Raw genomic sequence first — 23,674 nt, 5'->3', positions numbered from 1 at the left:
CAGTCCTTCGCGGGTTGAAGGACCGTTGGGCCGGGACGGGATGAGCGCCCCGGCCGACAGCCTGTCCTATGCGACCAAGCTGTGGGTTTCTACGCGGTGGAACCGCTGCAGCACCTCCTGCGCGTGCCGGATCTCTGCTGCCCGAGCGGCAGGGTCCCACCCCATTGGACCGGAGAGCACTTCGGCCACCTCGTTGAGCAGCTCCCCCGTCACGAGGCCCCGGAAGGCCAGGGAAGTGCGCCGAATGAGGACATCCACGAGGTGTCCAACCTGCTCATGGGCGGCCATGAATTCCAGTTCACGGGCACTTAGTTCACGGGTGGAGTGCAGCAGGTGGTCCGGCCCGCCGTCGAGGAAGGCCATCACCTCCTGCGCTCTGGTCCCGTAGCGGGTGAGCAGGCCGGCAGTCCGGTCCGCGTCACGGCCGGCAGCCATGTGATCCTTGATCCACTTCTGCACGCCGGCCTCGTCGGCGGGAAAACCGGCGCCGCCGCCGATGGCGAGCTGGGCCGTCGATACTTTGCGGTGCACGCCGAGTTCGGCGAGGACGTCATTGGTCAGGTGCTCCGCCAGTGCCCGGAAGGTGGTCCATTTGCCACCTACCAGGCTGAGGACGACGGCACCCGCCCCGGCGCCTCCGCTTACGGGGCCCCGGCGCTCGATCCGGTAATCCCGGGAAACGAAGCCGGGCTGGGTCGCATCATGGTGGGGCAGCGGCCGCACCCCGGAGAAGGTATAGACGATCTGTTCGCGCTTGACGGGGATGTTCGGAAAGACGTGGCCGATGAGTTCGAAGAAGTACTCAATCTCCTCATCTGTACAGACGGCATCCTGGGTCATGTCCGCGTCAATGTCCGTGGTCCCCACGAGGACCCGGTCCCCCATCGGATAGATGAGTACGATTCGGCCATCAGTATGCTCGAAGAAGATTTCCCGTCCCCGGCAGGCGGCAAGGAGCTCCGGGTGGTCGAGCACGATGTGCGAACCCTTGGTGCCGCCCATAAAGGCGGAGGCTGCTCCCATGGCTTCATTGGTGAGGTCCACCCAGGCGCCAGTGGTGTTCACGATGACGTCGGCAGTGAAATCGAATTCCTCACCGGTCAGCTCATCCCGCAACCGGACGGTGCTCCCTTTGCCGGTGCCGCGGTTGGGCTCGCCGGTCATGGATGTCAATGACAGGTAGTTGCTGGCACGGGCCGTGCTGCCCTGGGGGTTGCCGCCTGAGGCATGGCCTGCCTTTTCGCCGTCCTGCAGGACATCAAGGGTGAGCCGCTCTGGGTTGTGGACGGAAGCATCGAAGTACGTGGCCGCGTACTTGACGTCGGGACGGAGGTCAGGCAGCTCAGCAAGGGCGCGCTTGTGTCCCCTGAACTGGTGGCGCGGCACGGTGCCCCCATCACGGGAAAACGAGTCATACAGGCTGAGACCGATTTTGATGAGGAACGCGCCGCGTTCCTTGGGCTTGCCCTGCTGCTTATGGGTGAGGAAGCGCAGAGGGGCAGCTAGCACTCCGGAGAAAGTGCTGAAGATGGGAATGGTGGTCTGCAGTGGTTTGACGTAGTGCGGTGCGATCCGGAGCAGGCGGTTGCGTTCCACCACCGATTCCCGGACCAGACGAAACTCGCCGTTCTCGAGGTAGCGGATGCCGCCGTGGATCATGTGCGAGGAGGCACCGCTGGCTCCCTGGCAGTAGTCGCCGCGTTCCACAAGTGCCACGTCCACTCCCTGCAGGGCAAGGTCCCGGAATGTTGCTACGCCGTTGACCCCGCCACCCACCACCAGCACTTTTGCATGCGGCCGGAGCCGCAGATGGTGTACTGACGGGCGCTCGGCGCCCGGCCTTGGTGCAGCGGGGCGGGCAGGTGAATCCTTGGGTCCCAAAACAACTCCCTTGGGCTTTGCGTGGCGCGGACACAAAAAAGTGATCCGCCGTTCTCATCTATTCTTTGGAGTAATGGAAAATGGAGTCAAGCACTATGCACAAACGTGCAGAATGGAGTTCCGGTGGACGCTTCCCGGCATGCTGACGCCCTTCGGGCTGCACAAATGTATTACCTGCAGGACCTGACGATGGATGCCATCGCCCGTGAACTCGGCACATCCCGCTCGACTGTTTCGAGGCTGTTGTCCTCCGCCCGGGACTCAGGCCTGGTGCAGGTCCAGATCCGCAGCCCCCTTGACACTGGCCCCGAGTTGGAGGGCCTGATCCGCCGCCGGTACGGGGTAGACGCCCACGTTGTTCCGGTCGTGGAAACACTCAACGAGGCTGAAACCTTGGACCGGGTGGCGATGCAGGCGGCCCGCACCATCGGTCCCCTGGTGGATTCCAATGCGATCATTGGCGTCGCGTGGGGTTCTACCCTCAGCGCCGTCAGCCGGCACCTGACGAGGAAAATTACCCATGACAGCGTGGTGGTTCAGCTGAACGGCGCGGGCAATATGCACACTACGGGTATCACCTACGCCAGTGACATCATGCGCCGCTTCGGCAGCGCCTACGGCGCGCGGGTGGAACAATTCCCCGTTCCCGCTTTTTTCGACCACGCAGCCACCAAAACCGCCATGTGGAAGGAACGCAGCGTGCAGCGGATCCTTGAACTTCAGGCAAAGATGAGCATCGCAATCTTTGGCGTTGGATCGGTGGACGCCGATTACCCCAGCCACGTCTATGCCGGCGGCTACCTGGACGAGAGCGACCTCAACGTCCTGGCAACCTCCGATGTTGTGGGTGACGTTGCAACAGTGTTCTTCCGGGCTGACGGTTCCTCCGACGGGATCGTCCTCAACGAACGGTCCACTGGCCCGGCCCTCACCGAGCTTCGGCAGGTCAGGCGGAGGATCTGCGTGGTTTCCGGCGTGTCCAAGATCAACGGGCTCAAGGGTGCCCTGGCAGCCCGCCTGGCTACGGACCTGATCCTCGACGAAGCCACCGCGCGCCGCCTGGTGGGCATGGAGGGCCTCGCCGTGGCGAGTAGGTAGAGTCATGGCTATGAGGATCTCCCCGCGGCTGAGCCTGAACAACGGCGTGCTGATCGACCAGCTGGGCTACGGCCTGTACAAGGTGCCGCCATCCGATGCGGCCGGCCTTGTAGCCATGGCCCTCGGCTCCGGATACCGCCACTTCGACACCGCCGCCATGTACGGCAACGAGCAGGGAGTAGCCCGCGGGATCAGTTCCCAGCTCGGTACGCAGGCAGGAAGCGGCGGCTCCGGCGAACTGTTCCCGGCACCCGCCAGGGAGGACATCTTCGTTACCACCAAAGTATGGAACGACCACCACGGCTATGACGCCACCCTGCGCGCCTTCGACACCTCCATGGTCAACCTGGGCCTGGACTACGTGGACATGTACCTCATCCACTGGCCCTGCCCCCGGCGTGGACTGTTTCCGGAAACCTACCGGGCCATGGAGACGCTCTATCGGGAAGGAAAAGTGCGGGCCATCGGGGTCAGCAACTTCCAGCCCGCCCACCTGGACAGGCTGATGCAGACTGCGGAGGTCACCCCGGCCGTCAACCAGATCGAGCTGCACCCCTGGCTCCAGCAGCTGGAGCTACGGAAAATCCACGATGACCTCGGGATCCGGACCGAAGCTTGGAGTCCCCTGGGGCGCGGACATGTGCTGGCAGACCCCGTCGTCCAGGCCTGCGCCGCCGAACACGGCAGGACCCCGGCGCAGATCATCCTCCGCTGGCACATACAACTGGGGAACATCGCCATCCCCAAGGCAAGCACGGAGGCGCGCATCCGCGAGAACCTGAACGTCTTCGGCTTTGAGCTCTCAGCCCGGGACATGGAGGCGCTCGCCGGCCTGGACCGGGGACACCGCACCGGTTCCCACCCGGACAATGTCAATTAGGACTCCCATGAAAACAGCACACCGCGGGCAGTCCACGGCGCCTGCCTTCATCAGCCCGGACCTGGCCGGCCGTACCCATGCCTCATCCCTGCAGCTGGCAGGCGGCAGGGTCTCATTCTGGACGTACGAACCCCTGCTGGAAACCGCGGAGACCCGGACCATCCTGGTGATCCACGGGTTCCGCGGGGACCACCACGGGCTCCTTCGGGTGGCCGACCAGCTTCCCGAAATGCGCATCATTATGCCCGACCTGCCTGGCTTCGGCGCCTCCGAAGCCTCCCCGCCAGGAGGACATACGGTTCCCGGCTACGGCGCCTTCATCATGGAATTCATGGCGGCCCTGGGATTGGGGCCGGATACAGTTCTCCTGGGGCATTCGTTCGGGTCCATCATTGCCGCCCATTTCACGGCCGCCCATCCCGGTTCCATAAAACCCTTGATCCTCATCAACCCCATCGCCGCGCCTGCGCTCGAGGGCCCCAAGGGCGTGATGACCCGGCTGGCGGTGCTGTACTACCGAGCGGCCGCCCGCCTGCCCCGTCCGCTGGGGCTGGCACTGCTGCGCAGCCCGCTCATTGTCCGCGTGATGAGCGAGGCCATGGCCAAGACAGGCGACCGGGACCTGCGGCGCTTTATCCACGGCCAGCACCACGCGTACTTCAGTGCCTTTGCCAGCCGCGACAGCCTCCTCGAATCGTTCACTGCCTCCGTCAGCAGCCACGTGGCCGAGGTGGCCGGCAGCCTTGCCCTTCCGGTGCTGCTGATCGCCGGGGAAAAGGATGAAATCGCCGCGCTTCCGGACCAGCACCGGCTCGTCGGGCTGCTGCCGAACGGCGAACTCCAGGTCATTCCGGATGTTGGCCACCTGATCCATTACGAAACGCCTGAGCCTGCCGCAAACTACATCCGCAGCTTCCTTAAGGACCACGCCGCGTGAAGATTGTCATCGATGCCCGGTTCACGAAGACCGACCACCACGACGGCATCAGCCGCTACGGTGCGAGCCTGATCGCGGCGACCTCCAGGATCGCCGACGTTTCGATGCTGATCTCGGACCTCCGCCAGCTGGCCCTGCTGCCGGATGTACCATACACGCTGATCAACAGCCCCCTGTCCCCCGCGGAACTGTTCGTTGCCCGAAAAATCAACCCGCTCGGGGCGGATGTGGTGGTTTGCCCGATGCAGACGATGGGCACCCTGGGCCGCAAGTACGGCCTGGTACTGACACTGCACGACCTCATCTACTACGAGCACCCAGCGCCCCCGGGATTCCTGCCGGCCCCGGTGCGGCTGCTCTGGCGCCTTTACCACAAGGCGTACTGGCCGCAGCGGCTCCTTCTCAACCGGGCCGACGTCGTAGCCACCATCAGCCGGACCACCGAGGCCCTGATGGCCAAGTACCGGCTGACGCGCCGGCCCGTCCGGATTATCAGCAACGCGCCGCAGCCTGCCCAGGAACCCCGTACGCCTGAAGCAGGCGCCGAACCATCCCTCGTGTACATGGGCTCCTTTATGCCCTACAAGAATGTGGAAACCATGGTGGCCGGAATGGCCGACCTGCCCGGCTTCACCCTTCACCTGCTCAGCCGGATCACCCCGCAGCGGCGGGCCGAACTGGAGAAGCTCATCCCGCCCGGCGCGAAGGTGGAGTTCCACAACGGCGTCACTGACGAGGAATACGCCGGATTCCTGAAAACGGCCACCGCGCTGGTAAGCCTCTCCCGGGCCGAAGGGTACGGCCTGCCGCTGGTCGAGGCCATGGCTCTGGGCACGCCGGTCATTGCAAGTGACATTCCCATTTTCCGGGAAGTGGGCGGCGATGTTGCCAGCTATGTTGAGCCGGAGTCACCCAAGCAGTTTGCCGCCGCTGTGAAGAGGCTGCAGGACCGGGAGCGGTGGGAAGAAACGTCACGGCGCTCTGTCGCCCGTGCCGGGGAGTTCAGCTGGGAGGAGTCCGCCCGGCAGCTGGTGGACGTGGCACACGGCATTACCGCCCAACGCCGCAGGATGCCACGAGGCCGCGGCATGCTCTAACAGTTCCCGACAGGAGGCTCCGCTATAGCACGTCCACTCCGTCCAGGCGCAACTGGACCGGTTCCGCGCTCCGCTTTGCGGCGGTCGCAGAGCGGGTTGCCCGCAGGACGCGGGTCACCGCGGCGGCTTGGGCGTAGGGGAAGAACAGGAGGGTCCGGACGTCCTCCGCCGAGCGGCGGGCAGAAGGCGGACCGCTGAGAATGAGTGGCGCCGGGCCTGCGGTGCGGAGGTGGATCCCGGCGTGCTCCAGTTGCGCTGCCACGGCACCCGAGAAATGTTCGACGGCGGCCCGGGGGCCGGTGATCGAGGCGATGCGCACCGCCGGAGGAAGCTGCAGTTCGGCCCGGAGGGAGAGCTCGCGCTGGGCGTAACCAGCAGGATCCCACCTCATTAGCGCGCCCACAGCTCCGGTGTCCGCTGCGGTCACCACCACAAGGCCTCCCTCGGACGCAGGCCTGACCAGAGCGCCGGCATTAAACCAGCGCCGCACTGTGTCCTCGCTGGCCCGCAGCGACTCACGGCGCAGCAGGGAATCACCGTCCAGCAGCAAGGCGGCGGCATATCCCCCTTCTGCCACGGGTTCGGCTCCCACGGTAGCCACAACGAGTGCCTTGCTGTTGGTTACCTGCGCCTTGACCTGGTCGCCGGAGGACGTGATGACCGCTTTCCCGGGAAAGGCACGGCCCAGCTCCTCGGCCGTCCGGATCACGCCTGTTGCGCCCCTGCGGAGCTTCCGGCCATCGCAGTGAGCACAGTGCCAGGCAGGCGCTGGAGTGGAGCACCAACGGCATTGCGGCAGTGCGGAGGTGCCACTGGCCCCGGCTATGGCCAACGGACCCTGGCAGGCAGCACAGCGTGCCGGCTCCCTGCAGTTGTCGCACACCAGCGACGGGGCGTACCCTGCGCGGGCCACCTGGACCAGGACCGGACCCCGCTCGAGGCCTTCCTTGGCGGCCCGCCAGGCAGTGCCCGGAAGGCGGGCGATCCTGGCCAGGGGATCCCTCTCCTGTTCGAAGCTGTCCGCGGTGTTGACTACGCGGGGAACGGTGCGGCGAACCAGAGTGCGGTCGGCTTCCACGGGCAGGACCCAGCCTGTTTCGGCGAGCCTTTGGACCTCCGTGCTGCGGGCATGGCCGGCCAAAAGGCAGGCAGCGCCGGACTGTTCGGCGCGCAGGAGCAGGACTTCGCGGGTGTGGGCATAGGGCGCACGCTGCTCGATGTGGAGGTCGTCGCCGTCGTCCCAGCACACGACGAGCCCCAGGTCCTTGACGGGAGCATAGGCAGCTGACCGCGTTCCGATGGCAACGCGGGCGGTTCCGGCGAGGAGCCGCAGGAAATTTTGGTAGCGGGGTGTGGGCCCGTCCTCTGCGGTCAGGCGGGCGACGGCGTGGTCCGGCAAGAGCGCGTTCAATGCCTCTTCGAGCCGGTCCAGGTCCCTGTTGTCCGGGACCACTGCCACCGCTCCCCGGCCCGACGCATGGGTTGCGGCAATGGCCTGGGCCAACAACTGCGGCCAGCCCGCAGGTCCATAGCCTTGCAGGGGATTCAGGACCGCCCGTGGCGAGCCGCCGTCCTTGAGGTGGCGCAAAAAGGCTTGACCATTCCGAAAGCTTGCCCAGGCAGTGTCCGCGCCGGCGGGCTCGACGGTCCCGGCGGTTTCGGCTGCCGCCCCGGTCGGCGCTTTCGCAGACTCCGGATAAGTCTTTTCCAACTTAGCTACCCGCGGCGGGACGGCAACCCGGAGGACGTCGCTGACCGTTCCGGCGTAACGGGAGGCTACGGCGGTGACCAGGTCGCGGACCTCGGGCGTCAGGACGGGAACCGGGGACACGATTTTCGCCAGCGGCAGCAGGGTGTGGCCGGCGTCGGACTCCGCGGCCCGTTCCATGATTAACCCACCGAGATCCTGGCCGTTGAACTTGACCTTGACCCTGACGCCGGGCTGCGCGTCCTGATCGAGCCCGGCAGGAACACCATAGTCAAAAGGCCTATCCAGGTGGGGCAGAGAGGATTCCACCAGCACCCTGGCCACCGGAAGGTGGTCCGCGAACTGCAGGCCCGCCTGCTGCTTGCGGGAAGGGAAACCCTGCAGCAGGGAGGGCTGCACCGCGGCCGGCAGATCCAAGAGCGGCTGGGTGGAATCGTCAGCAACCACTGTGGCTACCTCCGTTCAGCATCACCGGGTGGACCTGGCCAGTAAACCAGCAGGCACGGACATTCGACGGGTAGCGGCATCCGTGCCTGTCCGGCCATGGCCACCGCTTAGGCGTTGAAGAACGCCTTCAGGTCGTCCACACGGTCCAGGCGCTCCCAAGTGAAGTCCGGATCGTCCCGGCCGAAGTGCCCGTGCGCAGCAGTCTTGGCGTAAATGGGCCGCTTCAGGTCCAGGGCGTCGATGATGGCGCGGGGGCGCAGGTCGAAGATTTCGGCGATGGCCGCGCTGATGCGGGCGGGGTCCACAGTTTCGGTGCCGAACGTCTCAACGTACGTTCCAACAGGCCGCGCCTGGCCAATGGCGTAGGCGATCTGGATTTCGGCGCGCTTGGCCAGGCCTGCTGCAACAACGTTCTTGGCAACCCACCGCATGGCGTAGGCAGCGGAGCGGTCCACCTTGGACGGGTCCTTGCCGGAGAAGGCGCCGCCGCCATGGCGTGCCATTCCGCCGTAGGTGTCAACGATGATCTTCCGCCCCGTCAGGCCGGCGTCACCGACGGGGCCGCCAATAACGAATTCACCGGCCGGGTTGAGGATGTTTGCGGCACGCGAAATGTCCAGATTGGCACCGGCCAGCACCGGCCCGATAACGATGGAGGCGAGATCAGCACGGAGCTGTTCCAGGCTTGCGCCTTCGGCGTGCTGGCTGGAGATGACCACAGTTTCGACGGAGACCGGCAAGTCCTTGTCATAGCCAACGGTCACCTGGGTCTTGCCGTCCGGGCGGAGGTACGGCAGTTCTCCGGACTTGCGGACTTCGGTGAGCCGCTCGGAGAGCCGGTGTGCGAGCCAGATGGGCGTCGGCATGTAGGAGGGGGTTTCGTCACTCGCGTAGCCGAACATCAGGCCCTGGTCGCCTGCGCCCTGGAGGTCGTAGTCGTCCTCCTGGCGGCCCTCACGGGCTTCAAGGGAGTTGAAGACTCCACCGGCGATATCGTTGGACTGCTGGCCGATGGATACGGAAACACCGCACCGGGCGCCGTCGAATCCGTTGGCCGAGGAGTCATAGCCGATGCCAAGGATGGTCTCGCGGACGATTTGCGGGATTTCCACGTAGGCATCGGTGGTGACCTCACCGGCCACGTGCACCAGGCCGGTGGTGGCCATGGTCTCCACGGCGACGCGGGATTCCGGGTCCTTGTCCAGCAGGGCGTCAAGAATGGCGTCGCTGATCTGGTCGCAGATCTTGTCCGGATGGCCTTCGGTGACCGACTCGGAGGTGAAGAGCCGGAGCGCGGAGGGCGTGGCCGCGTGGGACTGGGGAAGGTGCAGCGGTAAAGTCACTCAACTACCTTACTGGTTGGGATCCGTCCTCCCCGCAGGAGGCCTCAGGAGATGTCCTCGTGCTAAGGAACGAAAGCCTGGAACACTTCAGGCGCGGGGCGAAACGTGATTCAGTTCAAAGCCGATCCGGCTGATGATGGCCGCCGAGACTTCTGTTTTGGTTCCGGCCGCCTCCTGTGGTCCGGCGCCGGACCGGGCCAGGATGACAACGGAATTCGTGTCCTGGCCAAAGACCTTGTCGGCGCCTACATGGTTCACCACCAGCAAGTCGCAGCCTTTGCGCTGCAGTTTTGCCTCGGCGTAGGCCAGCACGTCACCGTGGCTGTCGCCGGTTTCGGCAGCGAAGCCTACGATCAGCTGCTGCCCCTTACCGTGGCCGCCGTTGTTCCGGAGTTCCACCAACTCGTGGAGGATGTCCGGGTTCCGGACCAGTGTGATCACCGGGTCCGCGCTGTCATCGCGCTTCTTGATTTTGGTGTGCGAGACCTCCGACGGGCGGAAGTCGGCCACGGCGGCGGACATGATGACGACGTCGGAATCCGCCGCTGCTGCCAGCGCCGCCTCCCGCAGCTGCAGGGCAGTCTCCACGGGGACCACTTCCACGCCGGCGGGCGGTGGAACTTCCATGTGGGCTGCGAGCAGCCGGACCGTGGCGCCGGCATTCCGGGCCGCAACCGCCAGCGCCACTCCCTGCTTGCCGGAGGAGCGGTTGCCCAGGAACCGTACCGGGTCCAGCGGTTCGCGGGTTCCACCGGCACTGATGGTGACGGTGCGTCCCGCCAGCGGCAACTGGTAGTCCGACTGACCCTGCACCAGGGCCATGGCAGCGTCGAAAATCACCTCGGGCTCAGGCAGCCTGCCGGGGCCGGAATCAGAACCCGTCAGCCTGCCGGTTGCGGGTTCCAGGACGGCTGCTCCACGGCTCCGCAACGTTTCCACGTTGGCCCGGGTCGCCGCGTGCTGCCACATCTCGGTGTGCATGGCCGGGGCGAACAGTACCGGGCCGTGTGCCATCAGCAGGGTGTTGGTGAGGAGGTCCCCCGCCTGTCCGGTGGCTGCTTTGGCCAGGAGGTCGGCGGTGGCCGGAGCGATGACCACGAGGTCAGCTTCATGGCCCAGGCGGACGTGGTTGACTTGGTGGACGTCGTCGAAAACGCTGTTGCTGACAGGGTTTCCGGACAATGCCTCCCACGTGGCGGTGCCAACAAAGCGGGTGGCCGCCTCCGTGGGGATCACCGTGACGTGATGGCCGGCTTCAGTAAAAAGCCGGAGGAGCGATGCCACCTTGTAGGCGGCTATCCCTCCCCCGACTCCGAGGACTATGCGCACGTGACCTCCGTCAACAGCACGTCAGGCGGCAGTCTTACTCTGCGGCTTCGATCGGCGTGGAGACGAGCTTGCCTTCGTTGATCTCGCGCAGGGCGATGGAAAGCGACTTCTCGTTCAGCTTGGTGTCTACCAGCGGGCCAACGTATTCGAAGAGGCCCTCGTGCAGCTGGGCGTAGTAAGCGTTGATCTGACGAGCACGCTTGGCACCGAAGATCACCAGGCCGTACTTTGAGTCCGCTGCCTCGAGCAGCGAGTCGATCGGCGGGTTGATGATGCCTTCAAGGTTCGTGGACACGAATTCTCCAAATTTCTAACGGGCTGACCGTTCCGGCGTTCCGTGCGGATGCGGGGTCAGCCCCATGAGTGAAACAAGCTCGTCCGCTGCCCGGCGAACGTCGTCGTTAATGACGGTGTGGTCGAACTCCGGTTCAGCAGCAAGCTCCAGTTTAGCGGTTTCCAGCCGGCGCTGCTGTTCCTCCGGTGTTTCCGTGCCGCGGCCCACCAGCCGGCGGACCATTTCGTCCCAGCTCGGCGGCGCGAGGAAGACGAACTGGGCGTCCGGAACGGCCGCCTTGACCTGGCGCGCACCCTGCAGGTCGATCTCAAGCAACACCGACCGGCCCTCGGCGATGGCCTGGTTGACGGTGCTCTTCAGCGTCCCGTAGGTGTTCTGGCCATGGACCACTGCCCACTCAAGGAACTCGCCCTCGGCGACGAGCCGTTCGAATTCCTCCTTGGCCTTGAAGAAGTAGTGGACTCCATCGACTTCACCCGGCCGGGGCGCGCGGGTAGTGGCTGAGACAGAAAGCCAAACCTCGGGGTAGTTGTCCCGGATGTAGGTGGACACGGTGCCTTTGCCAACAGCCGTCGGACCAGCGAGGACTGTCAGTCCAGGTTTTTTGCTCACGTATTCCTTTGTGCAGGATTTGGGGGAAAGCGGGGGGTACCGCTCTAGTTCTGGTCTATAAAATCTACCAGCGCACGGCGCTGGTGGACGCCGAGCCCGCGGAGCCTCCGGGAAGCCGCGATGCCCAGCTGTTTCATGATGGCGGCGGCGCGCACCTTTCCCACGCCAGGCAGTGCCTCCAGCAGCTCCGAAACTTTCATCCGGGCCATGGCTTCGTCCTCCATAGCCGAATTGATGATGTCGGCTGCGGAACTCTCACCGTTCTTGAGGCTTTCCTTGGCTGCCGCCCGGGTGGCCCTGGCTGCCGCCGCCTTGTTCAAGGCATCTGTTCGTTCGGACGCGGATAAGGGTCGCAGCACCATGGTGGACACCCCCGGATCTGGGTGGATACGTCCAAGGGCGGCCGCCCTTGGACATGTCCTGAAAATACTCTTTGGTGCTGCCCGAATCAATGCATCGTGGGAAACGGGCAGCTATTCGCCCCGGAGCCCGCCGAGGGTCCGCTGGGCGGCCTCCCGCAATGCGCGCGGCTGTGGCCCGGCTGAAAGAATATCCCTGCTGGACGTCCCCAGCACCTGGGGGTAGGCGTTGCCAAAGGTGGCCCGGAGGTCCGCCGGAGTGGCCCCCTGCGCTCCCAGGCCCGGCGCCAGGATGGGCCCGCGCATGGCGGCGAGGTCCACATCAAGGTCTGAAAGGGCAGAACCAACGGTTGCACCGACTACCAGGCCAACCGAACCCAGCTCCCCGGGGTAGCGTCGGTTTTCCCCGCCGGCTGCCAAGGCGATCCGGCGGGCCACGGAGTCCGCTCCCCCGACATGCTGGACCGAGGCTCCTTCCGGGTTGGAGGTCAATGCGAGGACAAAAATGCCACGCCCCGTCCCGGCAGCCAGATCGAGGGCCGGACGCAATGACTCGAAGCCAAGGTAGGGGCTCAGCGTCACCGAGTCTGCGGCCAGCGGGGAACCGTCGCGAAGCCACGCGTCGGCGTAGGCCGCCATGGTGGAGCCAATGTCCCCGCGCTTTGCGTCGGCAATGGTGAGCACAGCCTCGTCCCGTGCAACGGCAAGTACTTCCTCGAGGACAGCCATCCCCGCGGAACCGTGGCGCTCGTAGAGCGCCACCTGCGGCTTAACCGCGGCAGCGAGGGAAGCGACTGCCTCCAGGACTGTCAGGGAAAACGAGCGGAGGCCCTCGACGTCGTCCTTCAGCCCCCAGCCGGACAGCAGGGAAGGGTGCGGGTCAATGCCGACACACAGCGGGCCGCGCTCGGCCATGGCTGCACCCAGCCGGGAGCCAAAGGGCTCCCGGCCGGCGCCGGATACCTGCTCAGGCATGCTGCAGGGCCGCCTTCTGGGACTCGGCCAGGGCAGCAGCGTGCTCCTGCAGGCTGGTGACCGACCACTCGTAGGTGCGCATGGCCTCAATGGCCTGGACGGCGGCGTTGAACTCGGCCACCGTGGTGATGCAGGGAATGCCGATGGACGTGGCAGCTGCCCGGAGTTCGTAACCGTCGCTGCGGGCTTCGCCGCCGGAGGGCGTGTTGAAGACCATGTCGATTTCCCCGGCGATGACCAGATCCGCGATGGTGCCTTCGCCTTCGGCGCTGCTGCCTTCTGCCACCTTGCGGACCGGGGTGGCCTGGATGCCGTTGCGCCGCAGGACGTCCGCAGTGCCGCCGGTGGAGACGATCTCGAAACCGAGGTCCGAGAGCCGCTTGACGCCCATGATCACCGAACGCTTGTCGCGGTTTGCCACCGAGACGAAGATCTTGCCTTCGGTGGGCAACGCGTTGTTGGCAGCTGCCTGGCTCTTGGCGAACGCCGTATCGAAGTGCTTGTCGATGCCCATGACCTCGCCGGTGGAGCGCATTTCGGGTCCGAGCAGGGAGTCCACCACCTTGCCCTCGAGGGTACGGAAGCGGCTGAACGGCAGGACTGCCTCCTTGACGGACACCGGGGCGTCCAACGGCAGGGTGGAGCCGTCGCCGACCTCGGGCAGCATCTTGTAGGCGCTGCGGAGCTGGCCGATGGTGACACCGGTTCCGATCAGGGCCGCGGCCTTGGCCATCTGCACGCCGGTGGCCTTGGACACGAACGGCACGGTCCGGGAGGCCCGGGGGTTGGCCTCGAGGACGTACAGCACGTCGGAGGCCAGGGCGAACTGGATGTTGATGAGGCCACGGACGCCCACGCCTTCGGCGATGGCACGGGTTGCGGTGCGGACTCGCTCCAGGACGTTGGTGCCCAGGGTGATGGGCGGCAGGACACATGCGGAGTCACCGGAGTGGATGCCGGCTTCCTCAATGTGCTCCATGATCCCGCCCAGGTACATGTCCGTGCCGTCGAAGAGGGCATCGACATCGATTTCGACGGCGTCCTCCAGGAAGCGGTCGATCAGCACCGGGTGGTCCGGGGTAATTTCCGTGGCATTGGCGATGTAGCGGGACAGGTTGGGCTCGTCATAGACAATCTCCATGCCGCGGCCACCGAGGACATAGGACGGGCGGACCAGCACCGGGTAGCCGATCTCGTCTGCGATCTTCTTGGCGTCCTCGAAGGACACTGCCGTGCCGTTCTTCGGGGAGATCAGGCCGGCCTTGTCCAGGACCCGCGAGAACGCGCCGCGGTGCTCGGCAAGGTCGATGGCTTCCGGAGAGGTACCGAGGATGGGCACGCCCGCATCCGCCAACTGCTGGGCCAGCTTGAGGGGGGTCTGGCCGCCGAGCTGGACGAAGACACCCATCACGCCGCCGGTGCGTTCCTCCGCGGCAATGACCTCCAGCACGTCCTCGAGCGTCAGCGGCTCGAAGTACAGGCGGGTGGAGATGTCGTAATCCGTGGAGACGGTTTCGGGGTTGCAGTTGACCATAACAGTCTCGTAGCCGGCCTTGCGCAGCGCCATCGAAGCGTGGACACACGAGTAGTCGAACTCGATGCCCTGGCCGATGCGGTTGGGGCCGGACCCCAGGATCAGGATGGACGGTTTGGAGTGCAGCTCCACCTCGTCCTCCTCGTCGTAGGCCGAGTAGTGGTACGGGGTGTAGGCCGCGAACTCCGCAGCGCACGTGTCCACGGTCTTGTACACAGGACGGATGCCCAGTGCCTGGCGGACGCCGCGGACCACGGCCTCGGAGTTGTGGGTGAGGGCGCCGATCTGCTCATCGGAGAAGCCGTGGCGCTTGGCCCGCTGCAGCATGTCAGCGGTCAGTGCACCCGCCTGGCGGATCTCGTGGGAGATCTCGTTGAGCAGTTGGAGCTGGTCCAGGAACCAGGGGTCGATCTTTGTTGCCTCGAAGAGGTCCTCCACGCTGGCGCCGCCCAGGAGGGCACGCTGGACCTGGTGCAGCCGGTCCGTCGTCGGGCGCTTCGACTTTTCGATGAGCTCAGCCACTTCCCATTCGGGAACGGGGCTGAAGTCCAGCTGGGAACCCTTCTGCTCCAGCGACCGCAGCGCCTTCTGCAGGGCCTCGGTGAAGTTGCGGCCCATGGCCATGGCCTCGCCCACCGACTTCATGGTGGTGGTGAGGGTGTTGTCCGCGGCCGGGAACTTCTCGAACGCAAACCGCGGGACCTTGACCACAACGTAGTCGAGGGTAGGTTCGAAGGACGCCGGGGTCTTCTGGGTGATGTCGTTGGGGATCTCATCCAGCGTGTAGCCCAGGGAGAGCTTCGTGGCGATCTTGGCGATGGCGAAGCCGGTTGCCTTGGACGCCAGGGCCGAGGAACGGGACACGCGCGGGTTCATCTCAATAACCACCACGCGGCCGGTGGCGGGGTCGATGGCGAACTGGATGTTGCAGCCGCCGGTGTCCACGCCCACTTCACGGATCACGGCGATGGAGATGTCGCGCAGCCGCTGGTATTCGCGGTCCGTCAGGGTGAGGGCGGGAGCCACGGTGATGGAGTCGCCGGTGTGGACGCCGACGGGATCGAAGTTCTCGATGGAGCACACCACTACGACGTTGTCGTTCTTGTCCCGCATCATTTCGAGCTCGTATTCCTTCCAGCCGAGGATGCTCTCTTCGAGCAGCACCTCGCTGGTGGGGCTGTACTGCAGGCCCTGGCCCACGATGCGGCGGAGGTCGTCCTCGTTGTAGGCGAGGCCCGAGCCGAGTCCGCCCATGGTGAAGGACGGGCGGACCACCATGGGGTAGCCGAGGTCATCGGCGGCCTTCAGTGCCTCATCCATGGTGTGGATGATGTGGCTCCGGGCCGATTCGGCGCCGCAGCGCTCCACCACGCCCTTGAACTTTTCGCGGTCCTCGCCGAGTTCGATCGCGGCGATGTTGGCGCCGATGAGCTCCACGTTGTACTTCTCAAGGACACCGTTCTTGTCCAGGGCGATGGCCGTGTTCAGGGCTGTCTGGCCGCCCAGGGTGGGCAGCACGGCGTCCGGGCGTTCCTTGGCGATGATCTTCTCCACCACCTCAGGGGTGATGGGTTCGATGTAGGTGGCGTCGGCGAACTCCGGGTCGGTCATGATGGTGGCCGGGTTGGAGTTGACCAGGATGACCCGCAGGCCCTCTTCCTTCAGGACGCGCAGCGCCTGCGTGCCGGAGTAGTCGAATTCCGCGGCCTGGCCGATAACGATCGGGCCGGAACCAATGACGAGGACGCTTTTGAGATCTGTACGTTTCGGCATTACTTCTTGTCCTCAGTCTTGTTGTCGTTTTTGTGTTCGGCGCCGGCGGAATGTGCAGAGTCCACGGGATCCTTGGACAGGTTGGCAGTCCTGCCGTCCCGGGTTCCGTCCATCAGCTCGATGAAGCGGTCAAACAGGTAGGCGGCGTCGTGCGGTCCGGCCGCTGCCTCAGGGTGGTACTGGACGGAGAAGGCGGGGATGTCCAGGCAGGCAAGGCCTTCCACCACGTCGTCGTTCAGGCTGACGTGGCTGACCTCCACGCGGCCGTACCGTTCCTCGGGAGCCAAGGTGGCGCCGTCGAGCGGTGCATCCACGGCAAAGCCGTGGTTCTGCGAGGTGATCTCCACCTTGCCGGTGCGGCGGTCCATCACCGGCTGGTTGATGCCGCGGTGGCCGTAGCGCAGCTTGTAGGTGCCGAAGCCCAGCGCACGTCCCAGGATCTGGTTGCCGAAGCAGATGCCGAAGTAGGGCAGTTTTTCGTCCAGGACAGAGCGGAGCAGCTTGACCTGGGCGTCGGCCGTGGCTGGGTCGCCGGGGCCGTTGGACATAAAGAAGCCGTCCGGGTTGACGGCCTTGACGTCTTCCAAGGTGGCGGTGGCAGGCAGCACGTGGACCCGGACGCCGCGCTCGGCGAACCGGACGGGGGTCATGGCCTTGATGCCAAGATCGACGGCGGCGATGCTGAAGCGGGGGTCGCCGTCCCAGCCGTGGTCCTTCGGTTCCACCACGTACGCCTCGTCAACGCTGACTTCCTCGGCCAGGCGTGCACCTTCCATGGGAGCGCTGGCGAGCACGGCCTGGACCAGTTCCTTATCGGTGGCCTGCGCGGCTTCACCGGAGAAGATGCCGGCCCGCATGGTTTTGTGCTCGCGGAGGTGGCGGGTGATGGCCCGCGTGTCCACGCCCTGGATGCCCACGATCCCCTGGTCCACCAGCTCCTCGTCCAGCGAACGCTCAGAGCGCCAGTTGGAGGGGCGGCGGGCGGCGTCGCGGACGATGTAGCCGGCCACCCAGATGCGGCGGGACTCGGCGTCGTCGTTGTTTACACCGGTGTTCCCGATGTGCGGGGCGGTCTGGACCACAAGTTGGCGGGCGTAGGAGGGGTCCGTGATGGTTTCCTGGTAGCCGGTCATGCCGGTGGCGAAGACGGCCTCGCCCAGGGCGGTTCCGGTGGCCCCGTAGCTGCGTCCGCGGAAGATGCGGCCATCCTCGAGAACCAGCGCAGCTGGAGCGGAAACTGGGGCCGATACTGCTGTGTTTGTTGTCACTGTCTTACTTTCCACTATTGGCATCAGCCGCGGGGGCCGAAGAAATCAATTCCTGAAGTGCTGCGAAAAGCACGTTCCTGTCCTCTGCGCGGCGGGTCCGGAAGCCGGTGTCCAGCTCGTGGCTGCCGTGCATCCACGACAGGACCAGGAGGCCGTCCTTTTCCACGAACTTGCCGGCCATGCCGCTGTCAAGCCGCACCCCGGTCAGGGAAGCCGCGGGGATGTACAGCGCCGGTGCTCCTGCCCGGTCAAAAAGGACGCCGTGCGCGTAAACCTCGAGCGTGGCGTTCGTCCGGATGCCAAGCCCGTGCACGGCGATTCGGTCCAGCCAGTCGCCGCCAGTGGTGGACGCGACGTACTGCCCCTCGGCACTGGTGAGCGGCTCCCCCGGCGCCTCGGGCACCGAAGGCAGCTGTTCGACGTCGGCCTGGCGGCGCAGGCGGTTGCGCCAGCCCAGCCAAATGAGGCCAAAGGCGGCGGCGATAAGGGCCAGTGTGATGACCAGCGAGAGCAGTTGGGTGTCCATCAGGCGGCGCCTACGGAAGCGGCGTGCCGGTACGGGGTGTTGAGGGCGCCGGCCAGGACAGTGGGGTGTCCCTTGAAGAACGTGGCGACAACCTTCCCGGGCAGCTCCATGCCCTTGAACGGCGAGTTACGGCCCATGGTGGCCATCAGGGAAGGCTCCACCGTCCAGCGCGCGGCGGGGTCCACCAGGATGACGTTGGCGGGTTCGCCTGCTTCGAGCGGGCGGCCCTGGTCCTCCAGGCGGCCGATCGTTGCGGCGGCGGCGGAGGTGACCCGGGCAAAGTCCGCCCACGTCATCAGGCCCGTTTCGATCATGGTGTGCTGCACTACGGACAGGGCGGTCTCCAGCCCGGTCATGCCCATGGCCGCCTGTGCCCACTCGCATTCCTTGTGCTCGCTGGGGTGCGGGGCATGGTCGGTGCCGACGACGTCGATGGTCCCGTCCGCGAGGCCGGCGCGCAGGGCCTGGACATCGGCATCGGTGCGCAGCGGCGGGTTGACCTTGTAGACGGGATCGTAGCTGCGGACCAGCTCATCGGTCAGCAGCAGGTGGTGGGGGGTAACCTCTGCCGTGACATTGATGCCGCGTTCCTTGGCCCAGCGGATGATTTCCACCGAACCGGCCGTGGAGACGTGGCAGACGTGGAGCCGGGAGCCAACGTGCTGGGCCAGCAGGACGTCCCGGGCGATGATGCTTTCCTCCGCCACTGCGGGCCATCCGGCAAGTCCCAGCACCGCTGACACTTCGCCCTCGTTCATCTGGGCGCCGGCGGTAAGCCGCGGCTCCTGCGCGTGCTGGGCCACCACGCCGTCGAACGCCTTGACGTACTCCAGTGCCCTGCGCATGAGGACCGGATCGTGGACGCAGATGCCGTCGTCAGAAAACATGCGGACCCGGGCGCGGGAATCGGCCATGGCGCCGAGCTCGGCGAGCTGTTCACCGGCGAGGCCCACGGTCACGGCGCCGACGGGGCGCACATCCACCCAGCCGGCCTTTTGGCCCAGGCTGTACACCTGCTCCACCACGCCTGCGGTGTCAGCGACGGGAGTGCTGTTGGCCATGGCGTGCACGGCGGTGTAGCCGCCCAGGGCGGCGGCGCGGGTTCCGGTCTCCACGGTCTCGGCATCCTCGCGGCCCGGCTCGCGCAGGTGGGTGTGGACGTCCACCATTCCCGGCAGCGCCACCAGGCCGGCGGCGTCGATGACGGTGGCGCCTTCGCTCCGACCGTCAGCGGAAAGATCGGTTCCGGTTTCGGCGATGTGGCCGTCACGGATCAGGAGGTCCGCCGGCTCGCCGCCCAGGATTGAGGCCCCGCGGATCAGATAGGTTCCGGTGTTGCCTGCCATCAGTTGCTCTCCTTGGTGGAATGGGTGCCGGTATACGCCAGGGCGGGGGTGGCGGCTGGTTCGCGGGTATCCCCGGAGAGCAGCAGGTAGAGGGCGGCCATGCGCACGGACACGCCGTTGCGGACCTGCGCCAGGACGGTGGAGCGGGGGGAATCGGCGGCGGCGGCGGAAATTTCGAGGCCCCGGTTCATGGGGCCGGGGTGCATGATGATGGTGTCCTTCATGCCCAGTGCGTCCAGCGCCCGCAGCCGGTTGTCGTCAAAGCCCCACCGCCGCGAGTATTCGCGGGTGCTGGGGAAGAAGGATGCATTCATGCGTTCGCCCTGGACGCGGAGCATCATCACGGCGTCAACGCCCTGTTCGATGGTTTCGTCCATGTTGTAGCTGACGTTGCAGGGCCACTTTTCGACGCCGATGGGCAGCAGGGTGGGCGGCGCCACCAGGGTAACCTCGGCGCCGAGGGTGCGCAGGAGCCAGACATTGGATCGGGCCACGCGGGAGTGCAGGACGTCGCCGGCGATTGCCACGCGCATGCCCTTGAGGTCGGCACCTTCGGAGCCCGTCCCCGCCAGGCGGGCCCAGTGCCGGCGCATGGTGAATGCATCCAGCAGTGCTTGGGTGGGGTGTTCGTGCGTGCCGTCGCCGGCGTTGATGACGGCGGCGTCGATCCAGTCGGTCGCGGCCAGCCGGTGCGGCGCACCCGAGGCCCAGTGCCGGATAACGACGGCGTCAGCCCCCATCGCGGACAGCGTTTGGGCCGTGTCCTTGAGGGACTCTCCCTTGGACACTGAGGAGCCCTTGGCGGCAAAGTTGATGACGTCCGCGGAGAGGCGCTTGGCCGCGGCTTCGAAGGAGATGCGGGTGCGGGTGGAGTCCTCGAAAAAGAGGTTCACCACGGTGCGGCCGCGAAGGGCGGGCAGCTTCTTGACCTCGCGGTCACCGACGGCAGCCATTTCCTCGGCGGTATCGAGGATGCGGATGGCGTTGGCGAGGCTGAGGTTTTCGGTGGAGAGCAGGTGCTTCACGAGCGGCCCTCAATCACTACTTCGTTGACCGGGGTGCCGCCGGGGGCGGTGTCGGTTTCTTCGAGCCGGACCCGGACTTTCTCCGCGGATGACGTGGGAAGGTTCTTGCCCACGTGGTCCGCGCGGATGGGCAGTTCCCGGTGGCCACGGTCGATCAGCACGGCGAGCCGGACGATGCGGGGCCGGCCCAGGTCCACGAGGGCGTCAAGGGCGGCACGGATGGTGCGGCCCGAGTACAGGACGTCGTCAATGAGGACAACCACCTTGTTGTCGATGCCGGTACGCGGCAGCTTGGTGGGGTACGGCGGCCGGGTGCCCTGGTGGGACAGGTCGTCGCGGAACATCGTGACGTCCAACTGGCCAACAATCGCGGCGGCGTCCACGCCGGGATCAGCGGCGGCGATTTTTTCCGCAAGCCTGGCAGCCAGCGGGTAACCGCGGCGGGGAATGCCAAGCAGGACGAGGTCCTGGGAACCTTTGTTGGCCTCGAGAATCTCATGGGCGATACGAGTGAGGGCCCGGTCGATGTCCGCCTGGCTAAGGACTACCCTGGCTGGAACCGGTGCGCTGGTGACAGAAGTCAACGCTCGTCTCCCCTTTCCCCGCCTCACAGGACGGAATTAAAAAAGGATCATGTGCGTTCCAAAATTACCACACAGGCCTGGCGGGCCCGCTCCGGGACAACGCGTTGATGGTCACACTCCCGGGGCCAATGCATGGGGTCCTTGGACACGTGGCGGGAGCCACTTAGGCTTTCCGGTATGTCGATGCATCCCCGCTTTCCTGCGTCCGGGCCACCCGAAGATCAGTACCGGGGAGCTGGTACGCCACTCCCCCGTGATGCCAACCCCAGTTGGATGGGGCAGGTGCAGCCGGAGAACTACAGGGTGGCGCCGGGGCATCAGGGACGGCCCGTGGATACAGTGGTGCCGCCGCAGGTCCAGGGAACGGTTGTTCATGCCGGCCGGACCCGCAGCGGCGGGTTGCTGGGGCTGACCATCGGCGGCAGCGCCCTGGCCTTCCTCAGCCTCTTCCTGGTGGTGCCGTTCCTGCTCTCCAACACCGGACCGGCCGGATTCCTGGTGGGTTTCCTGGCCTCGCTCATTCCGCTGTCGGTGGTGCTCCTGGCCGTGTATGTCATCGACAAGTGGGAACCTGAGCCCAAGCGGCTCCTGTACTTCGCCTTCACCTGGGGCGCTGCGGTATCCATCGCGGTGACCCTGCTCATCCAGCCGTTTTTTGTGCTGGGGTTCCAGTTGTCCGACGGAGCGGACCTGCAGACGTACATGGCTACGGTGCAGGCTCCCATCGTGGAGGAGTTCGCCAAATCCCTCGGGCTGCTGCTCCTGCTCCTGCTGGCCAGGAAACACTTCGATGGACCTGTGGATGGAGTGGTCTTCGCCTTCACTATTGCCGGCGGCTTCGCCTTTACCGAGAACATCCTCTATTTCGGCCGGGCCATCGCCGAATCGGCGGACCCGGCCAGCAACTTCGCCCAGGTCTTTTTCCTCCGCGGCGTTATGTCCCCCTTTGCCCACGCGATCTTTACCGGCACCACCGGGCTCATCATGGGCTTCGCCGCGCGGCGCTGGCACGCAGGCGCCTCTGTGGCCGCCTTCTTTGTGGGGCTGCTGCCGGCCATGTTCCTGCACAACCGCTGGAACAGCATGGGCCAGGGATTCCTGGTGGACTACATTTTGGTCCAGGTTCCCATCTTCTTCCTTGCCGTGGCAGGCATCATCCTCCTCCGGGTGGCGGAGAAGCGGCTGACGCGCCAGCGCCTTCTGGAGTATTCCGCCGCGGGCTGGTTCACCGCTGCCGAGGTGGAGCTCCTCGCCACGTTGGGCGGCCGCCGTACGGCCTTGAACTGGGCCGGCAGCTACGGCCGGAAGCGGCAGATGAAGGAATTCCTGAAAGCGGCCACCCAGCTGGCCAACACCCGCCAGCGTATCCTCAGCGGCCGGGACGTCCAGCTGCACCAGGCGGAAGAGCGCCAGCAGCTGCAGCGCATCCTGGCCCTGCGGGCCGCCGTCGCCCGTTGAACCTGCTGCACCCCCACCTATAAGCTGCTGGCCGGCAGCTTAACCAGCAAAGGGCCGGCCTCCACGTTCGTGGAGGCCAGCCCTTTGGGTTCCTGCCGCTAGGCGAGCAGGGAAGGCTTCAGCTGCTGCAGCCGGCCCAGGAGGCCGTTGATGAACTGCGGCGACTCGTCGGTGGACAGTGTCTTGGCCAGCGCAACCGCTTCGCTCACCGCCACGCCGTCCGGGACGTCGTCGTTGTACAGGAGCTCCCAGGTACCGATCCGGAGGATGATGCGGTCAACAGAGGGCATGCGCTCCAGGCTCCAGCCCTGCGAGTACGTTTCAAGGAACTCATCGATGGCTGCCTGCTGGGACAGTACGCCCTCAACGATTTCCAGGGTGTACGGGTTGACGATCTGGTCAGTCTTCTCCCGCCGTGCCCGGAGCACGTCGAAGGCCGAAACCGAGCGCTGCTCGGCCTCGAAAAGGACATCCAGGGCCCTGTTACGGGCTTTACCGCGTGCGCTCACTACTCAGTGACCCGGCCGAGGTAGCTGCCGTCGCGGGTGTCCACCTTGACCTTGGTGTTGTTTTCGATGAACAGCGGAACCTGGATCTCGTAGCCGGTTTCCAGGGTGGCGGGCTTGGTGCCGGCCGAGGAGCGGTCGCCCTGCAGGCCAGGCTCGGTGTAGGTGATCTCGAGGACAACGCTCGGCGGCAGTTCGATGTACAGCGGGGTGCCCTCGTGGATGGCAATGTTGACCATCTGGTTTTCGAGCATGAAGTTGGTGGCGTCACCTACGGTAGCGCCGGAGACCGTGATCTGGTCGTAGTCGGAGGTGTCCATAAACACGAAGTCCGCGCCGTCCTGGTACAGGTACTGGTAGTCGCGGCGGTCAACCGTGGCGGTCTCGATCTTGAGTCCGGCGTTAAACGTCTTGTCCACGACCTTTCCGGACATCACGTTGCGCATCTTGGTGCGAACGAAGGCGCCGCCCTTGCCCGGCTTGACGTGCTGGAATTCGATGATGTTCCAGAGCTGGCCCTCAAGCTTCAGGACCGTTCCGTTCTTGATGTCGTTAGTGGTTGCCACTGGTTTCCTCTGGTTTCTTTGTCTGGTCGCGTCGTCAGACGTTGTATGCCGGGCAGGCCTGCCAATCGGCTTGCCAGCGCGTGTTTGTCAAAAATCGGGTCTTCGAAAAAATTCAAGAACTATTCTA

21 protein-coding genes are annotated in these 23,674 nt (G+C 65.6%); 5 read left to right on the top strand and 16 right to left on the bottom strand.

Translation table 11 applies throughout. From position 1 onward, the window contains the following. Positions 1-66 precede the first annotated feature (66 nt). A complete protein-coding gene (locus M1D32_RS09590; RefSeq protein ID WP_458781968.1) occupies positions 67-1,881 on the bottom strand; it encodes a glycerol-3-phosphate dehydrogenase/oxidase in 1,815 nt (604 codons plus the stop codon). A gap of 165 nt (positions 1,882-2,046) precedes the next feature. On the opposite strand from M1D32_RS09590, the gene M1D32_RS09585 reads away from it, so the two are divergent. From M1D32_RS09585 to M1D32_RS09570, 4 genes are read left to right on the top strand one after another with little or no spacing between them, the layout of a single operon-like run. Continuing rightward, positions 2,047-2,979, top strand: coding sequence for a sugar-binding transcriptional regulator (locus M1D32_RS09585; protein WP_458782153.1), 933 nt, complete (start codon positions 2,047-2,049; stop codon positions 2,977-2,979). A gap of 10 nt (positions 2,980-2,989) precedes the next feature. Then, the gene (locus M1D32_RS09580) at positions 2,990-3,859 is read left to right on the top strand and encodes an aldo/keto reductase (RefSeq protein ID WP_458781967.1); all 870 of its coding nucleotides are present in this window, start codon (positions 2,990-2,992) and stop codon (positions 3,857-3,859) included. Positions 3,860-3,866: 7 nt separating this feature from the next. Continuing rightward, complete coding sequence (locus tag M1D32_RS09575; RefSeq protein ID WP_458781966.1) at positions 3,867-4,796, top strand: alpha/beta fold hydrolase; 930 nt, start codon at positions 3,867-3,869, stop codon at positions 4,794-4,796. Beyond that, positions 4,793-5,893 (top strand): glycosyltransferase family 4 protein, encoded by a 1,101-nt coding sequence (locus M1D32_RS09570; protein ID WP_458781965.1) that lies wholly within the window; start codon positions 4,793-4,795, stop codon positions 5,891-5,893. Before M1D32_RS09575 ends, M1D32_RS09570 begins: the two co-directional genes overlap by 4 nt. Before the next feature lie 22 nt (positions 5,894-5,915). On the opposite strand, the gene M1D32_RS09565 is transcribed toward M1D32_RS09570, so the two are convergent. From M1D32_RS09565 to pyrR, 13 genes are all read right to left on the bottom strand, one after another. Next, positions 5,916-8,048: a primosomal protein N' gene (locus M1D32_RS09565; RefSeq protein ID WP_458781964.1), complete on the bottom strand. Its 2,133-nt coding sequence runs from the start codon at positions 8,046-8,048 to the stop codon at positions 5,916-5,918. Between the two features lie 107 nt (positions 8,049-8,155). Next, positions 8,156-9,391: a methionine adenosyltransferase gene (gene metK / locus M1D32_RS09560; protein ID WP_458781963.1), complete on the bottom strand. Its 1,236-nt coding sequence runs from the start codon at positions 9,389-9,391 to the stop codon at positions 8,156-8,158. 87 nt (positions 9,392-9,478) lie between these two features. Continuing rightward, positions 9,479-10,720: a bifunctional phosphopantothenoylcysteine decarboxylase/phosphopantothenate--cysteine ligase CoaBC gene (gene coaBC / locus M1D32_RS09555; RefSeq protein ID WP_458781962.1), complete on the bottom strand. Its 1,242-nt coding sequence runs from the start codon at positions 10,718-10,720 to the stop codon at positions 9,479-9,481. Between the two features lie 34 nt (positions 10,721-10,754). Next, positions 10,755-11,015: a DNA-directed RNA polymerase subunit omega gene (gene rpoZ / locus M1D32_RS09550; RefSeq protein WP_003800778.1), complete on the bottom strand. Its 261-nt coding sequence runs from the start codon at positions 11,013-11,015 to the stop codon at positions 10,755-10,757. A gap of 15 nt (positions 11,016-11,030) precedes the next feature. Next, complete coding sequence (gene gmk / locus M1D32_RS09545; RefSeq protein ID WP_458781961.1) at positions 11,031-11,627, bottom strand: guanylate kinase; 597 nt, start codon at positions 11,625-11,627, stop codon at positions 11,031-11,033. A gap of 44 nt (positions 11,628-11,671) precedes the next feature. Next, a complete protein-coding gene (gene mihF, locus M1D32_RS09540) occupies positions 11,672-11,989 on the bottom strand; it encodes an integration host factor, actinobacterial type (RefSeq protein ID WP_458781960.1) in 318 nt (105 codons plus the stop codon). A 111-nt stretch (positions 11,990-12,100) separates the two neighbouring features. Further along, a complete protein-coding gene (gene pyrF / locus M1D32_RS09535; protein WP_458781959.1) occupies positions 12,101-12,961 on the bottom strand; it encodes an orotidine-5'-phosphate decarboxylase in 861 nt (286 codons plus the stop codon). Next, positions 12,954-16,268: a carbamoyl-phosphate synthase large subunit gene (gene carB, locus M1D32_RS09530; protein WP_458781958.1), complete on the bottom strand. Its 3,315-nt coding sequence runs from the start codon at positions 16,266-16,268 to the stop codon at positions 12,954-12,956. Before carB ends, pyrF begins: the two co-directional genes overlap by 8 nt. Then, a complete protein-coding gene (gene carA, locus M1D32_RS09525; protein ID WP_458781957.1) occupies positions 16,268-17,560 on the bottom strand; it encodes a glutamine-hydrolyzing carbamoyl-phosphate synthase small subunit in 1,293 nt (430 codons plus the stop codon). Before carA ends, carB begins: the two co-directional genes overlap by 1 nt. Next, positions 17,541-18,062: a PH-like domain-containing protein gene (locus M1D32_RS09520; RefSeq protein WP_458781956.1), complete on the bottom strand. Its 522-nt coding sequence runs from the start codon at positions 18,060-18,062 to the stop codon at positions 17,541-17,543. Before M1D32_RS09520 ends, carA begins: the two co-directional genes overlap by 20 nt. Next, positions 18,062-19,408 (bottom strand): dihydroorotase, encoded by a 1,347-nt coding sequence (locus M1D32_RS09515; protein WP_458781955.1) that lies wholly within the window; start codon positions 19,406-19,408, stop codon positions 18,062-18,064. The genes M1D32_RS09520 and M1D32_RS09515 overlap by 1 nt, the downstream gene beginning before the upstream one ends. Then, positions 19,408-20,433, bottom strand: coding sequence for an aspartate carbamoyltransferase catalytic subunit (locus tag M1D32_RS09510; protein WP_458781954.1), 1,026 nt, complete (start codon positions 20,431-20,433; stop codon positions 19,408-19,410). Before M1D32_RS09510 ends, M1D32_RS09515 begins: the two co-directional genes overlap by 1 nt. Continuing rightward, on the bottom strand, positions 20,430-21,017 hold the full coding sequence (gene pyrR / locus M1D32_RS09505) for a bifunctional pyr operon transcriptional regulator/uracil phosphoribosyltransferase PyrR (RefSeq protein WP_159825916.1): 588 nt from the start codon (positions 21,015-21,017) through the stop codon (positions 20,430-20,432). Before pyrR ends, M1D32_RS09510 begins: the two co-directional genes overlap by 4 nt. A gap of 177 nt (positions 21,018-21,194) precedes the next feature. Here pyrR and M1D32_RS09500 point away from each other — a divergent pair, with 177 nt between their 5' ends. Beyond that, positions 21,195-22,475: a PrsW family intramembrane metalloprotease gene (locus M1D32_RS09500; RefSeq protein ID WP_458781953.1), complete on the top strand. Its 1,281-nt coding sequence runs from the start codon at positions 21,195-21,197 to the stop codon at positions 22,473-22,475. A gap of 98 nt (positions 22,476-22,573) precedes the next feature. On the opposite strand, the gene nusB is transcribed toward M1D32_RS09500, so the two are convergent. Together nusB and efp are read right to left on the bottom strand one after the other, a co-directional pair. Further along, positions 22,574-22,984, bottom strand: a complete 411-nt coding sequence (gene nusB / locus M1D32_RS09495; protein WP_163163910.1) for a transcription antitermination factor NusB — start codon at positions 22,982-22,984, stop codon at positions 22,574-22,576. Beyond that, positions 22,984-23,547 carry an elongation factor P gene (efp, locus tag M1D32_RS09490; protein WP_050054941.1) on the bottom strand — a complete coding sequence of 188 codons (564 nt, stop codon included), beginning with the start codon at positions 23,545-23,547 and terminating at the stop codon, positions 22,984-22,986. The genes nusB and efp overlap by 1 nt, the downstream gene beginning before the upstream one ends. Between the last annotated feature and the right edge of the window lie 127 nt (positions 23,548-23,674).

Source organism: Arthrobacter sp. D3-16, from assembly GCF_054408515.1.
This window is presented reverse-complemented; position numbering and strand designations above follow the sequence as displayed.

Bases quoted from the DNA above. Each gene is read 5' to 3' on its own strand.
- M1D32_RS09500 (WP_458781953.1), top strand. From the start codon at position 21,195: ATGTCGATGCATCCCCGCTTTCCTGCGTCCGGGCCACCCGAAGATCAG.
- M1D32_RS09520 (WP_458781956.1), bottom strand. From the start codon at position 18,062: ATGGACACCCAACTGCTCTCGCTGGTCATCACACTGGCCCTTATCGCC.
- pyrF (WP_458781959.1), bottom strand. From the start codon at position 12,961: ATGCCTGAGCAGGTATCCGGCGCCGGCCGGGAGCCCTTTGGCTCCCGG.
- carA (WP_458781957.1), bottom strand. From the start codon at position 17,560: ATGCCAATAGTGGAAAGTAAGACAGTGACAACAAACACAGCAGTATCG.
- M1D32_RS09585 (WP_458782153.1), top strand. From the start codon at position 2,047: ATGTATTACCTGCAGGACCTGACGATGGATGCCATCGCCCGTGAACTC.
- carB (WP_458781958.1), bottom strand. From the start codon at position 16,268: ATGCCGAAACGTACAGATCTCAAAAGCGTCCTCGTCATTGGTTCCGGC.
- M1D32_RS09575 (WP_458781966.1), top strand. From the start codon at position 3,867: ATGAAAACAGCACACCGCGGGCAGTCCACGGCGCCTGCCTTCATCAGC.
- M1D32_RS09580 (WP_458781967.1), top strand. From the start codon at position 2,990: ATGAGGATCTCCCCGCGGCTGAGCCTGAACAACGGCGTGCTGATCGAC.
- mihF (WP_458781960.1), bottom strand. From the start codon at position 11,989: ATGGTGCTGCGACCCTTATCCGCGTCCGAACGAACAGATGCCTTGAAC.
- M1D32_RS09515 (WP_458781955.1), bottom strand. From the start codon at position 19,408: ATGGCAGGCAACACCGGAACCTATCTGATCCGCGGGGCCTCAATCCTG.